Below are 14,458 nucleotides of genomic sequence, written 5' to 3' on the forward strand. Positions count from 1 at the left end.
CCCGCCAATTTCAAATTGTCAGTAGACAGAATCTGCAAAATGCTAGTTGATCTCCTCACTATAAAGTTAGATAAAAAATTTAATGGTGATGGTGGTCACGTGGCTTCTCAATTTTGGCCTGACAAAGGATCGCATTATCGTGATTATTCGCTTCGGTTTCCATTTGAATGGTTACGTGCGTAATGCCTTTATGCTCAAGTTCATGTTCAATTTTGCGTAAAATATTTTCACTTTCTGAAATGGTCAGTTGACCGTCAACAACTGCGTGGCAAGAAAGAGCATTCAATCCGCTTGTGATAGACCATATGTGTAAATCATGAATGTTTTGAATTCCCTCTGTCCCTTCAATTGTACGAATGATATCATAGACATCGATATTTTCTGGAGTTCCTTCCATTAATATGTGAATGGAATCTTTAGTCACATTGTAACCGCTTCTTAGAACAAGAATAGCCACAATGATACTAGCCAATGGGTCTGCCCAGCCCCATCCAAAGAAGATGATAAGTATGGCAGCTAAAATGGCACCTACAGAGCCGAGCATATCGCTTATTACATGTAAATAAGCTCCTCTTATATTCAGATTATTCTTTGTATCTCCGCCACTCATCATAATCCAAGCGACCAATAGATTCACAACTAACCCGATGATACTAATTGTAAGCATACCGGTTGTTGCTACTTCTGGTGGATGAGAGAAGCGTTCGATTGCTTCATAAATGATATAAAGAGAAATAAGAATTAAGGCAGCACCGTTTATCACAGCTGCAAGAATCTCAAATCGTTTATAGCCGAATGTCTTATTGTGATTTGCCTTTTTTTCAGCTAATGTAAAAGCAATCAGGGCAACCATTAATGAAATTGAATCACTCAGCATATGGCCTGCATCAGATAAAAGCGCCAGACTATTTGTTAAAAATCCTCCTATAGCTTCTATTATCATATAACCTGTAATCATGATAAAAGAGATCAATAAAACCTTTTTATTTGCTCCTTCATTATGATTGTGACTATGATTGTGACCCATAAAAAACTCCTCCTTACCTAAAGTTTATTGATACATATGTATTTATTATTTCAAATCTGTTATGAAGCATTCTAACATAATGCAAACAATATTTATATATGAGCATGTGTTCATATATAAATATATCTGCTCTTTACTGAAATGTCAAAATATTTTTTATAGAAATCCACAATACCTCCTTAATTATTCTTTTATAAACATAAAAAAGCGGAGCAAACACATGGTTTGCTCCGCTACCCTAGTTTCTCTATCCTTTTCTTCAATCAAGCATTTGAGGGTAGTATTCAACTACAATTTACCTGTTAAAAATTGGGCCTCACCAAGTCCAAAACTCCAGTCAGCATTATCATTTTCAACAATAGATACAATTAAATCAGTTGATGCGATACCACACTCAGATTCCAGTCTTTCAGCTAACAGCCTGTAAAATTTTTGTTTCTTCTCTTCCGGTCGGGATTTACTTGTAACTGAAAGAACAACAAGATTTTTAGTTCGGTTAAATCCTAACCCAGTATCCTCAATAATCATATGATTTTCTGGATGTTCATGAACAATTTGATAACGGTCTTGTTGAGGCACATCAAAAGCCTCTACTACAACATTGTGAGCGACATCTAAAAGTTTTTTCAAACTTGATTGATCTCGCCCTTCTAAAAGTCAAAACGAAGTAATGGCATAAAATCCCCTCCTTCTACTACAACAGTCTTTTTAATTTCATTCGTTAATGTGTCAGCTATTTCCAAGCAGCTGCTACATTTAGAATAAAGTAATTTCCCAATAACCCCTTCATTCTGGTGTTAGTCAAGCCTATGTTATGATGTGTATTTCCATAGGCAATATACAGAATCAACTTCGAGTAAATTAACCATTTTTTGAAATAGCCTTATCACTTACTTTAGAAATCATTTATTCTTCTAAGCTTTAGTTTACATGAAGCTCTGCTATCATATATAATTCAAAATTAAGATGGAAGACATCTCAAAATCAGATATTAACTATGGAGGACTAGATGAATATTCAGTTGTTACAGGTTTTTCTCACTACTGCTCGTGAAGGCAGTATTTCCAAGGCTGCTCAGACTTTAAATTATGCACAATCGAACGTAACGAATAAGATACAACAACTAGAAAACGATTTACAGACAAAATTATTCTATCGCCATAGTCGAGGAATCACACTTACTCCCCCAGGGCAAATTCTTGTTTCTTACTCAGAGAAAATTCTACATACTATTGAAGAAGCTAGAGCAGCCATGGGCGAATCATCCGCGCCTTCTGGGCCACTGCGTATAGGATCAATGGAAACAACAGCTGCAGTTTGGCTTCCTCAACTCCTTGCACATTATAATAACCTCTATCCAAATGTTGATTTGAACCTAGTAACCGGCCCTACGGAACAACAAATACAAGCAGTTTTACATTATGAGTTAAACGGCGCTTTTATTTCAGGGCCTATTGAACACCCTGATTTAGTTCAAGAAAAGGTATTGGATGAAGAGATGGTTCTTGTTACAAGCGCTTCACACCCTGTGATTTCTTCCATTCAGGATGTTCAAACACAAACAATGCTTGTATTCCGTAAAGGATGCTCTTACAGAGCAAAGCTCAATCATATCCTCCAAGAAGAAGGTTTATTACCTATAAAATTAATGGAATTTGGCATACTTGAAGCGATCATTGGCTGTGTAAGCGCCGGCTTGGGGATTTCACTGCTGCCTCGTTCAATCATTGCTTCGCATGAAAAAGAAGGCCGCATTCGCAGCCACACTATCTCTGACAAATATTCTTTCGTATCAACCATGTTTATAAGGCGGAAAGACACTTTAATTACCCCTGCTTTATCTGCTTTTTTAACGCATATGAGGGATCATTTTCAGGTAAAGAGGCCAGATCAATCGTAAATAAATGGATGGAAGGCAGGCTTCGCCTCAAAATACCTCTGATCAGTTGTCTGATATAAAAATATAGGCGCATCTCATTGTTTGTATAGAGCAAAAAAGCAAACTTCGGTATGTAGTTTGCTTTTTCTTCGTGATTTTGCACTCTGAATTGTGAAACCTAGTCGATATTAGAATGTAGATTTTCCTCATTCAAAGAATTTTGAACGAAGATCATTGCCCTAGACACTTGGTTGCGTCTTGAAGTTAAAGGCTGACTATTTCCTAAAGAGTCAATCGCTCTCACAACTATTAAATATTCACCTACAGATTTCGGGTGACAACGGAAAGATTGATATTTTCGGTTGGACAGGGGCAGAACATCCAATTGTAACAGTTGAAGTATCCACTGATGGAGGAGATCCTGCAGATCTGAGTGATATTGCTGTTGATTGATCAACTTGTTTTTGTTCGGAATATACTCAGTATATAGCCGCATATTCCCCCTGTAATAGCTGGAATGAGCCACCCCAGCCCTATGTTATACATAGGAAGAATCTGAGTGAAAATATGATTCACAACTTCAATTTTTATTCCCGCCTCCTTCAAACCGTCAAATAAGCTGATGATGAATGCGAATAATAAACTGCCTTGATACACTTCTGTCTTCCCTTTAAATACAGAATGCAAAAACGTTAAAAATATTAAGGAAATCGCGATAGGATACATCGTCAGTAAGACAGGCATTGACACCTTAATAAGCTGGGTTAATCCTATATTTGCGACAAGCGTACTAAACACTGATAAAACGACAGCAATTTTTTTATAAGAAATGTTCGGGAATAGTTCATGAAAAAATGAAGAACACGCAGTGATCAGTCCGACACTTGTCGTCAGACACGCCACTGTAATCATTAAGCCCAATAAGATTGAACCATAAGAACCAAAATAATAGGATGAAACCTTAGCCAAAACCTCTGCTCCATTTTCTAAAATCCCTAGTTCTTCAACGCTGGAAGCCCCCATATAGGAAAGAGCTGTATACATAACTGCTAAGAGTACAGCTGCAATCGCGGCTGCTTTTGCACAAACACCCATCAGCTGTTTTTTGGTAGAAGCTCCTTGTTCCTTCAATGCATTCACGATGATAATTCCAAAAACAAATGCTACAAGGGCATCCAGAGTAAGGTATCCTTCCTGAAATCCTTTAAAAAACGCTTGTGATGTGTACCCTTTTGATGGTGCTTGAATGGTTCCAATTGGGCGAATAAGAGCTACCACTACAAGCAATCCGATAAATGTCAGCTTAATTGGCGTCAAAAATTTCCCAACTATATCAATGATTTTTGAAGAATTAAGTGATAACACGCATGCCAATCCGAAAAATAATATTGTAAATATGATCAATGAGACAGGGCCTGCATCATTTGATAAAAAAGGTTTTACCCCAATTTCAAACGATACGTTTCCTGATCTCGGGATAGCGAAAAAAGGCCCGATTGCCAAATAGAGAATCGTCGTAAATACAATGCCAAACACCGGGTGAACACGGCTGGCTAACGACTGTAAGTTTTGTTTACCCGAAAAAACAAATGCTGTTATAGCCAGTAATGGCAATCCAACTCCGGTCACTAAGAAACCTGCATTAGCGATCCATACATTTTTCCCGGCCAATTGACCAAGCATAGGCGGAAAAATGAGATTTCCTGCTCCAAAAAACAATGCAAATAGCATTAATCCTATAATGATGATATAGGAAACCGACACTTTTTTTGACATTATACATCCTCCGATTAAAGTAGACACTTCTTGAATAGCCAGGAAACATTACAGGTGCTATTTGCACTGGCACAGTGTTGATTCCAAAATAAACTTGTGTCAGTTTTATATATTTTTATCAAGTTTAATAAAAGCATGATTTGATAGTTTCCGATACCGGTTAAAAAACCAATTGCACCAAAACCATATAAACAACGGTTCCCCCCGCTATGGAAAGAAGCATATTTTTCTTCCACAAGTGAAGCAGTACAACTGCAGCTGCTCCAACTAATTCAGGAATGCCATGACTTCCAGAAAGCAGACTCACATCTTTTAAACAATAAATGACCAAAAGCCCGATTACCGCTGATGGCAGCACTTTACCAAGATACTGTACATATTTCGGTGTCGGTTTGCCAGACGGGAAAATCATGAATGGAAGGAACCGTGTCAGCATTGTTCCTAGCACGACCATTGCAATGGTGATCATTTGCTGCGTCATAGTCATCGTCATACGGAAACCTCAGCTTTCTCCAATGGTTTTCTCAGAACAGTCAGTACCCCTAAAATGGCGAGCATAGCAGGAATAATAAATTGGTTTCCGCCAAAAAGGATAAGACAGGCTACTGAAAGTCCAAGTCCTGAGAGAGCACTGTAATGCTTTTTCTCTTTCATCCATTGTTCTATGAATATCACAATAAACAGAGCAGTCATCACAAAATCAAGCCCTTCGGTATTAAACTTCACGTACGACCCAAAAATACCTCCTATCGCTGCCCCCGCGACCCAATATAAATGATTAAGCAGTGTCACAAAAAACATAAACCAGCCCTTATCAACATTCGCCGGAACATTAGCGGTATAATTGATAGAAAATGATTCATCGCACATTCCGAAAATCAGATAAAGCTTTTTCTTTCCAGTCCCCCTGTACTTATCCAACATGGAAATTCCATAAAACAAATGCCGGGCATTGACCATTAACGTCAAAAAAAGAGCATTCATAGGGTTGAACGCACCAAGTAAAAAATTCGCTGCAACAAACTCCATTGAGCCCGCAAATATCATAAAACTCATGATGATTGGATAGATTGCGCTAAATCCCAAAGAATGCATAAAGATTCCATAAGCTATCCCCAAAAACAAAAACCCCGCAAAAATCGGAATGGTATATGGGAATGCAGAACGAAATGCAGCCCATATTTGACTTCTCTTATTCATATGAGTGTTTATAGCAGAAGAGCTTAAATGTAACGATTCTTTATTTTTATTCAAATCAACAACCTCCTACATTTCATCAATTGGCACACTGACAGTTCTTTTTTCTGTACTAATGACTATGCTTGTGTCAACTCCACTAATAGCAGGGTTCTGCATTAATGAATCAATGATAAAATTCCGATAACTCTCCATGTCCTTCGCCACAATCTTAAGCATATAGTCATGGCTTCCTGTAAGTGTGTAGCATTCTTGAACCTGTGGGAATTTGTTTATATCCTCTAAAAATGAATGAATTGTCTCCCTATTTAAGGGTGATAAGTTGATGAGAGCTAGTGCTGTGACTTCGATTCCAAGTTTTTTCTCATCAACAATAGTCGTAAACTTTTTAATTATACCTGCTTCTACTAGGTTCTTTGTTCTTGCAAGGCAAGCTGATGGTGAAAGCCCAATTTTCTTAGATAAATTTAAATTTGATATTGAAGCATCTTCCTGCAATTCTCTTAAGATGGCCTTATCAGTTTCGTCAAGCATAATACCCATTTCACAACCCCCAATACCCTTAACAGAATTATATTTCATCCAATTTAAATAATAACGAATTTTTATTCGATAATCAAATATTATTTAAATTTAAATCCCTTTAAAATATTATTCACAGAATAAAATTATCCCCGAGATTAACTCATAATGAAATTAACTTACATCAGAAAGAAGTCATGGGAGAGTTATGTACTTGTGTGACTTGATACCAACATCATAAGAAACTTATCAGAAGCCAAAAAGTTATTGCGGTCTCACCGAAAATTGAATTTGCGGTGCCCATTGCCTTTTTCCGCGAACGAAAATTGTTAAAATTCGCAAAACAGAAAGTCTACTCTATTATTATTTTAAATTCGTCCTTTAGTTCCTCTTGAGCCTCTTGTAAAACTTCTAATACATCGTCAGCGTATGAACCTAAAAATGTATGAACTCAAAATTTTTCAAGACTAAAGTGAGCGGCAAATCCACCCACCCTGTCAGGCAATCCCATAAAGATTTATCTTTTAAAACATCATGTAAAACTTCTATATTTTCAAAGTCTTTTCCATCTATCATTATTTTTCTCATTAGAAACTATGCCCTCCATTATTTTATCTTAACAAACGTTTACTATGTAACAGCTGTTTGTCCAAATGAGGCTGAAAACAAATAAAAAACACCGATAGGATGAAACTATTGGTGTTTGCAAGACATCTTCATGCCCGGTAGGCATAAATAATGCTAAACTTTGTTTTTGAAAAGCTATCATATCAAATTTTTATGTTACAGCTTTTACTATCGTTTAATCTAATTGAAGAGTAAAACAAGATATGTTTGAAAATCACATATCCCCAAAAAATTAAAAACTAAGCGGCAGTTCTTCGAGTGCTCTCATCAGAAAATTCCCTTTCCATTTCATTTGTTCCTTTTTGCCTTTTAACTGTATATTTGGACAGCGGCGTAATAAGGTGGAAATCGCTATCTTTGCTTCTAAGCGGGCTAACTGTGCACCAAGGCAAAAATGGCTTCCATGGCCAAAAGCAATATGGCGGTTGTTTTTTCTTTCAATATCAAATATATCGGCATTTGGAAATATCTTTTCATCGCGATTTGCTGATGCTAAGGAAATGATGATCACATCTTTCCGTTTAATCTCCTGTCCATGCAGTATAAACGGTTCAGCCGTCCATCGAATAGTCGTTAACTCAACCGGGCTATGAAACCGCAATGCTTCTTCTATGGCTGAATTCATCAAATCCGGCTGCTGACGGAGCTTTTCTAATTGATCTTGATAACACATCAGAGCATATGTCATATTGGTGATTAAGTTTACGGTTGTTTCATGACCTGCAACGATAAGCAGCATAATCATCGAGTACAATTCATCTGTACTTAATTGTATGCCTTCACTTTCCACTTGAATTAATGCACTGATTAAATCTCCTGCAGGTTCGCTCCTTTTTTTACGAACTAAGTAATCAAGGTATGCAACAAATTCCCCTAACAATTGATTATTCTCCTGAAGTCTTTCAGGGGCATCTGAAAAATCAATAATTGCTTGCGACCAAACTCTAAATTTTTGACGATCTTCTAGAGGAATGCCGAGCATTTCACTTATCACGATAATCGGCAATGGAAACGCATAATCGTCTACTAGGTTCATGAATTTGTTGGGCTGCACTTTATCCAATAAAGAATCTGCGATATGCTGGATTTTGTCTTCCAACTGCAAAATCATCCGATGCGTAAATGCTTTTTGAACAAGAGTTCGCAAGCGGTTGTGATCAGGGGGATCTGAATTAAGCATATGTTTTGTTAAAGTCTCTTCATTCTTCAATAGAGCAGGACGTTTTTCTTTTGCGGTAAATACATTTTCATAGTTTTTCTTTAATTTTTCATTCTTTAATAAATGTATTGCATCATCATATCTCGATATGAGCCAGCCTTTCCCCAGAGCTCCTAAAGATAATGGGTAGAGAGGCTGTGATTTTCGCAATTCTTTATAAAATTCATACGCTTCATCTTTAAATGCTCTCGAAGACAATTGACTTTCCGTCAAAATGGTTACACTCTTTTTTTCTTTTGAAGACATTCATTCGACCTCCATCTTTGAAAGGTTATGATAATCTTTAAATATAAAATCAGGACGATTTGTAAAATGATCCATTGAGATCAGTATTCATGATAAGGGCCAAAATGCCGTCCCCTCATTTTGAAATAAAAGATATGAGACAGTCATTAATCATTTTGCTGCCTAAACTCTTTCCCTGATAAAATGGCGAAACTCCTAATACTTCTATGCCGGCTCTTTTAAGGATTTGGAAAATTTTTTAGCCCCATTTTGATTAATGTTATCCCCCCTGCTGCTATATAATCGATCAAGTTTAATGTCGGGTTTATCACGATGTTTTAATAGAGCGGCAACAACCATTTCACCATTCTGAATGCCAACAAAAAAGAAATGCTTTTTAAAATATGCTCTTGTCAGTACTTTATGCATTTCAAAAATAAATGAATGATCTTTTTTTCGCGTTTTACGAGTAAATCCATAAAAGGATATTGATTGAAAGATTGATGGAATAGCTTTGCCACTTTGCTTACTTCATCTGCTCTTGCTTGTCGATAAAGAAACATTGATGCACCTCCTCTGAGCAGTAAAGCAGGAAATCGAATTAAAGCGCCCTTCCTATTGGAAAGGCGCCTGCCGTTTTACTGTGCCAAAATGTTTTTCATCAGTGAGTTTTTATAAAATCATTTATTAATTGATCAGTTGTCAATATTGTGGCAAATTCATCATGCAATGTAGCTAGAGATATATTATGAATAGTCGCCGCATCATAATATGTATCATTTTGGTCTCTCATTCCGAAGGCTGCTGTTGCATCTGAAATCAGGTATGTATCAAACCCTAAATTACCACTCATTCTTGTGGTGGTTGATACACAGTGAGGCGTGGTTAAACCAGTTATGACTACAGTGGTTATTTCATTTAATTTTAAGAATTCTTCTAAATTCGTACCAATAAAGCTGCTATTTACTGTCTTGGTTATAATGACTTCTTCATCCATAGGCTTAACTATTTCCTTTATCGCAAACCCTTCATTCTTTGGATGGAATAAAGAATGAGGTTTATCAGAAGTGTGTTGTATGTATATGACTGTCCATCCTTTTTCTCTCCATAATTTTAGTATTTTACTAATGTTTTCTTCCGCCTTTACGTTATTCCGTTCCCCCCATTTTTTATCATCGAAGGCTTTTTGTACATCCACAATGATTAAAGCTTTCTTTTCTTCCACAAGATACCCTCCTACGTAGAATTTCTATTTATTACTACATTCTAAATACAAATTTTACTTTTGTACAATTGTTTAATGATGAATTTCAAATGAGCGCCTTCTTTATTGGAAAATGCGTTCTATACTGCAACTGTGCCCAAGCCGTTAACCTTCAAATCTAATCTGAGAATCACTGGCTCTACAGAGAATGATAAAAAGCACTCAAATAACGAGTGCCGAAATTAAAAACTATTCTATTGATTTAGAAGCCATTTGATACGCTCAGCTGAAAAGATGTAGTGGAGTATTATTAGACATAAAAAGACAATACCAACTGGTTTTAAATGACTAAAATAAAGCGCTGCAACAGCCATTGCAAAGATCAATAATTCAATAACTAACCTTGTTACCCCGTTTACAGCTATTACAGTTTGTCCGCTTCGACTAGGATCATGAGGTACTGCAAATACAGACCAGACAATCATAACTGCAATAGGTAAAACCAAAGTTAAAACATATTTAAAATAACCATTAAAGCTTATCCAAGCATACACCCCTAAGGAGATTAGTGCAGCAATTTCAAGGGTGAATCTTAAAAGTAAATTAGTCTGATTCAGTTTTTCCAACTCCTCTATAAAAAACACCCCCGCAGGAGATGCTCTTTCTCTGCTTTATTTCAGCGTATAAAAACTTTTCTGTTCTTCCTCTTTAGATTCTATTGTAGTTTTCGGCGAGATTACCTCTACTTTTGAAGAGATGATACCGACTGCTGCTGTTACCAATGCTCCGATAATAGAACGATGATAAGTATAATGAAATATGACAACTTTTCCCCTCCTATTCAGTTAATTATCCAAATAATCAGGAAGTTGTCTACAATTTGCAGAATTTGTCGAACGAAGTAAAGATTATACCTGGGAGGCTTTACTCATTGTATGAATTACAGTAAATAAATTGCCTTCCCTTTTGAGAAGACGTTCCAACTCAGCTAGACTCTTCCAATAGGCTTCCTTTTGGCGCAGCTGCTTTTATTCAAAAATTGAGCAACACCTGAATGTTTCATTGGAATTTCTGAACCATCGATCGCTGCTGAATTTGTTGCAAATGCATACGTAGGAGTAGTCGAATGGTGGTTGAAAAATGAAATGCCTTCCCCACCTCGAGTGATGGCAGAAAAAGCGGGGGTTTTGTTAGAGAGGAATCTATAGATATGTGTATCGAAGATTTGACAGCATTAAAAATTATACTTACATCGTTGGGAATAGGCCAACAATAAAGCGGAAGAACGTTGTCATTTGAAGTGGTTTGGAATAAAAATGATTCGAATATGTTCTTATCATTGGTAAACGAACAAAAAAAGAACATGTTTTGAAAAAAGATAGATCAAAACATCTTCTTATATGTTGTCATAGCGTAACTTTTTTATAAAAAGGTTGATTACATTTTCGGGGCTTCCAAACCAAATTTTGCCCATTCTTCTTTTGCTGGACCATAAATACCTGGAACAGTTAACCCTGCTTGTCTCATAAGAACAGTCATTTGTCCCCGATGGTGATTTTGATGTTGAATTAAAAACATCAAAAGTGAACCGTTAGGCAATTGTTGTCCGATAAAGTTGATACGTTCTTGAAGTGTATGGTCAGTCCATTGGGTTTTTAATGCCTGTACAAATGCATTACTGGCTTGATGATAGCTGTCAGCTATAAACTGAGCCGAAGTTGGAACAGGATAATCTTCAGCTGGGGCATGGAACGTTAAGTCTGTGTTTGAGGTAATGATGCGAATGGCAGCAACAGTATGCCAAGCAATACGGCCTAGAGTCCAATTTTGTGAAGTTATTTCTTGTTTAAGTGATTCATCAGTCAGACTATTTAATAGTTTCTGTGTAGCATCTGCTTCGAACTCCCAAGATTTCAAAAAATGGTCTAAGGTTTGGAACACAAAAATCCTCCTTTACATTCTATTATTTTTTTAATGTGCCTATAGGTTAATTATAATGCCTCGTTTCGTTAAAAAGAACAAAAATTTTGGACAAGAATAATCATAGTAAAATGCGTAGACATTCTTAAACATAACGATTTACGCATCTTTTTACAAACATGGTGACTCCTTGGTCTCCATTGTCAGCGAGAATCAAATATCATATGAAAACAATCCTATATTCTTATTACTTTACTGAGCAATAAATACCTTCCGTATACTTAGTGATGCCTTCATCGTAATCAGGATACTTATATGCAAGACTTTCTGATACAGCTTTTGAATACTTTCTAAATAATGCATAGCAAGTAAATAAAGACTTCCACATTTCCTGATACCCATTCGCAGAATATGTAGACATGAGTTCCTCCCATTCTTTATTTGAAAGGTACCGCTTCATAAATTTATAGTTCTTCCCCATACTAAATGAATACCCTTTCTGAGATGCGATATGCCAGGCCATCATTCTCAATAAATTAGGACGTACAATTTCATTTAAATGGTCAATGGCAAAAAGGATTTCATTTCTTGCTAGTCCTTTTACTACGTAAGTCGAAACCATCCAGAACTCATTACAGCAATCATCAAATTCCCTTGCAGTCGGCCTTTTCATCCAGTATTGGCGATCATTTGGGGTCACTTTATAGTTGATGAACGAATCCTTATCAAGCAATACCTTAACCAAACCATCGTTATTAGCAAAATAATCTTCTGCTTCACGAATTGGAATAAGGGTTAGATCTAATTTGTTGCCATCCTCAAAAAGAATAATGTATGAAAACCAATTACCTAATTCGGGAGGAAAAAGCTCCATATCTTCTGGTTTTTGCATCATAATGCGCTTCCCAAAGATTTCGAGCCACTGATCATTTTCTTTAAAAGAATCTACATCAGTTACAAAATACGAGATGTCATAATCTTGGAAGTTGTCAGGAGGGATATTTCTGTTTGTACGTGACCCTTCCAAAGTGACCAATCGGATTCTCTCATCGTTCAAAGCAAAGTCCAAAAAAATGTCCATCATTTCCTGCTCACTTCGCATTACATGTTCCTCCGTTTCAGCCTTAATATCTAACTGTAAAACCGAATATTGATCTGTACGTCTTATAGATTTTTTTACTCTTGAATGTGATGTATTCTTCTAAGCTTTATTTTACATGATGTTCTCCTATATATCATTCAATATTAAGATGCAAGACATCTCAAAATCAGATATCAACTATGACGGACTACATGAATATTCAGTTTTTTGTAGAGCCGCCATGGGACGACACTATCTTTGACACACTTTAATCCCCCTGCTTTATCGACATGTTAACTGGTATGAGAGATTGACAAAAAGAAGGAAAACGATATATTTAAGCGAATACGAGTTTTTGAGTAAATTTTAAAATGGCACTTTTTTCAAAAATCATGTCTTAACGGGGGGATTCGGTATGAATGAATTTATGAAGAAGTTTTCCTTAACAAAACCGATTATTCAAGCTCCAATGGCTGGCGGTATTACAAAGCCCCGACTTGCATCTGCAGTTTCGAATCAAGGTGCTCTTGGCAGCTTAGCATCGGGGTATCTTACGCCAGACCTCCTAGAACAACAAATAAAAGAAATGTTTGAGCTGACAGACGCTCCTTTTCAAATTAATGTGTTTGTTCCGCTAGGTCTAGAGATGCCACCAGAAGATCAGATTAAAAAGTGGAAAGAAAACATACCGTTAGCTAATCAAGTAAATCAATTCACATCTGTACAAGAAGAGTGGGATGACTTCTATCAAAAAATTGATCTAATTTTAAAATACAAGGTTAAGGCTTGCTCATTCACTTTTGATCTGCCGCCTGAAGACGCAGTAAAGGAGCTAAAAACCGCTGGATGCTGTTTAATTGGAACCGCTTCAACAGTGGAAGAAGCATTGTTAATGGAGGAACGGGGAATGGATATCGTCGTCCTTCAAGGAAGCGAAGCCGGTGGACATCGCGGAGCATTTTTACCTTCCAAAGGTGAATCTGCCATAGGTTTAATGGCTCTGATTCCACAAGCGGCAGATGCATTGAGTGTACCTGTCATAGCTGCTGGGGGAATGATAGACCACAGAGGAGTAAAAGCAGCTTTAACCCTTGGAGCCCAAGGCGTTCAAATCGGTTCTGCCTTTTTAATTTGTCACGAGAGTAACGCACATCCAGTACATAAACAGAAAATACTAGAAGCAAACGAAGCAGATACAAAGCTTACGACATTATTTTCAGGTAAAGAGGCCAGAGGAATCGTAAATAAATGGATGGAAGAAAAAGAACAGTTTGAGACACAAACCCTTCCGTACCCTTATCAAAATACACTAACGAAGGCAATGAGACAGCAGGCTTCACTTCAAAATAACCATGATCAGATGTCTTTATGGGCAGGTCAAGGGATACGGTCATTGACTGAGGAAATTTCGGTTAAGCAGCTTTTAAATCAGCTTTGCCAAGAGGATATAAAAATATAGGCGCACCTCATTGATAGAGCAAAAAGCAAACTTTGACAGGCAGTTTGCTTTTTTTTTCGTAATTTCATCCACTGACTCTGGAAATCTAAATACTCTACATTTTCAAAGCTAAAATCATCCCATTGATACGGTGCGATCTTGATGATTTCACCACAATACATCACCAACATTTCGATCTTATCTCCCCTTCTCAAGTTTTGCTGCCTATTCGAAAAATCGATAACTCCCATATTAAATTCGAATAGTAAAATGGTTCTTTTTCGTTTGATTCAGATGATATAAAGTCATATGATAAAAAAAGAATGAGACATTTTTTGATTCA

General features: G+C 36.8%; 14 protein-coding genes and 3 pseudogenes. 3 read left to right on the top strand and 14 right to left on the bottom strand.

The window, feature by feature from the left end:
- Positions 1–79 precede the first annotated feature (79 nt).
- Complete coding sequence (czcD, locus tag NST79_RS13760) at positions 80–1,027, bottom strand: cation diffusion facilitator family transporter (RefSeq protein ID WP_212059567.1); 948 nt, start codon at positions 1,025–1,027, stop codon at positions 80–82.
- Positions 1,028–1,315: 288 nt separating this feature from the next.
- A pseudogene (locus NST79_RS13765) lies at positions 1,316–1,704 on the bottom strand (tautomerase family protein).
- Between the two features lie 332 nt (positions 1,705–2,036).
- Here NST79_RS13765 and gltR point away from each other — a divergent pair.
- Positions 2,037–2,927 (top strand): glutamate biosynthesis transcriptional regulator GltR, encoded by an 891-nt coding sequence (gene gltR / locus NST79_RS13770; RefSeq protein ID WP_019712544.1) that lies wholly within the window; start codon positions 2,037–2,039, stop codon positions 2,925–2,927.
- 157 nt (positions 2,928–3,084) lie between these two features.
- On the opposite strand, the gene NST79_RS13775 is transcribed toward gltR, so the two are convergent.
- From NST79_RS13775 to NST79_RS13820, 10 genes and pseudogenes are all read right to left on the bottom strand, one after another.
- Complete coding sequence (locus NST79_RS13775; RefSeq protein WP_015251620.1) at positions 3,085–3,402, bottom strand: hypothetical protein; 318 nt, start codon at positions 3,400–3,402, stop codon at positions 3,085–3,087.
- Positions 3,360–4,682 carry a branched-chain amino acid transport system II carrier protein gene (gene brnQ / locus NST79_RS13780; protein ID WP_212059569.1) on the bottom strand — a complete coding sequence of 441 codons (1,323 nt, stop codon included), beginning with the start codon at positions 4,680–4,682 and terminating at the stop codon, positions 3,360–3,362. The genes NST79_RS13775 and brnQ overlap by 43 nt, the downstream gene beginning before the upstream one ends.
- A gap of 160 nt (positions 4,683–4,842) precedes the next feature.
- Positions 4,843–5,175 (bottom strand): branched-chain amino acid transporter AzlD, encoded by a 333-nt coding sequence (azlD, locus tag NST79_RS13785; protein WP_003245988.1) that lies wholly within the window; start codon positions 5,173–5,175, stop codon positions 4,843–4,845.
- Complete coding sequence (gene azlC / locus NST79_RS13790; RefSeq protein WP_212059571.1) at positions 5,172–5,936, bottom strand: azaleucine resistance protein AzlC; 765 nt, start codon at positions 5,934–5,936, stop codon at positions 5,172–5,174. The genes azlD and azlC overlap by 4 nt, the downstream gene beginning before the upstream one ends.
- A gap of 12 nt (positions 5,937–5,948) precedes the next feature.
- Positions 5,949–6,422, bottom strand: coding sequence for an Lrp/AsnC family transcriptional regulator (gene azlB, locus NST79_RS13795; RefSeq protein ID WP_212059573.1), 474 nt, complete (start codon positions 6,420–6,422; stop codon positions 5,949–5,951).
- A 331-nt stretch (positions 6,423–6,753) separates the two neighbouring features.
- Positions 6,754–6,989: pseudogene (locus tag NST79_RS13800) on the bottom strand (barstar family protein).
- 271 nt (positions 6,990–7,260) lie between these two features.
- Positions 7,261–8,493, bottom strand: coding sequence for a cytochrome P450 (locus tag NST79_RS13805; RefSeq protein WP_212058910.1), 1,233 nt, complete (start codon positions 8,491–8,493; stop codon positions 7,261–7,263).
- 392 nt (positions 8,494–8,885) lie between these two features.
- On the bottom strand, positions 8,886–9,035 hold the full coding sequence (locus tag NST79_RS13810) for a hypothetical protein (protein WP_003229864.1): 150 nt from the start codon (positions 9,033–9,035) through the stop codon (positions 8,886–8,888).
- A 98-nt stretch (positions 9,036–9,133) separates the two neighbouring features.
- The gene (locus NST79_RS13815; RefSeq protein WP_015251614.1) at positions 9,134–9,697 is read right to left on the bottom strand and encodes a cysteine hydrolase family protein; all 564 of its coding nucleotides are present in this window, start codon (positions 9,695–9,697) and stop codon (positions 9,134–9,136) included.
- Between the two features lie 233 nt (positions 9,698–9,930).
- Positions 9,931–10,302: a YrdB family protein gene (locus tag NST79_RS13820; RefSeq protein ID WP_153940005.1), complete on the bottom strand. Its 372-nt coding sequence runs from the start codon at positions 10,300–10,302 to the stop codon at positions 9,931–9,933.
- 465 nt (positions 10,303–10,767) lie between these two features.
- Between NST79_RS13820 and NST79_RS13825 the strand changes: the two are divergent.
- Positions 10,768–10,884, top strand: a pseudogene (locus NST79_RS13825) (TetR-like C-terminal domain-containing protein); the annotation flags it as partial.
- A gap of 229 nt (positions 10,885–11,113) precedes the next feature.
- Here NST79_RS13825 and NST79_RS13830 read toward each other — a convergent pair.
- Together NST79_RS13830 and aadK are read right to left on the bottom strand one after the other, a co-directional pair.
- A complete protein-coding gene (locus NST79_RS13830) occupies positions 11,114–11,617 on the bottom strand; it encodes a DinB family protein (RefSeq protein ID WP_015251612.1) in 504 nt (167 codons plus the stop codon).
- A gap of 226 nt (positions 11,618–11,843) precedes the next feature.
- On the bottom strand, positions 11,844–12,698 hold the full coding sequence (aadK, locus tag NST79_RS13835) for an aminoglycoside 6-adenylyltransferase AadK (RefSeq protein ID WP_029318148.1): 855 nt from the start codon (positions 12,696–12,698) through the stop codon (positions 11,844–11,846).
- 394 nt (positions 12,699–13,092) lie between these two features.
- On the opposite strand from aadK, the gene NST79_RS13840 reads away from it, so the two are divergent.
- The gene (locus tag NST79_RS13840) at positions 13,093–14,136 is read left to right on the top strand and encodes a nitronate monooxygenase (RefSeq protein ID WP_029318149.1); all 1,044 of its coding nucleotides are present in this window, start codon (positions 13,093–13,095) and stop codon (positions 14,134–14,136) included.
- Positions 14,137–14,458: the final 322 nt, after the last annotated feature.

The organism is Bacillus sp. PS196 (assembly GCF_037963555.1).
GTDB classification, from domain to species: Bacteria; Bacillota; Bacilli; order Bacillales; family Bacillaceae; genus Bacillus; species Bacillus subtilis.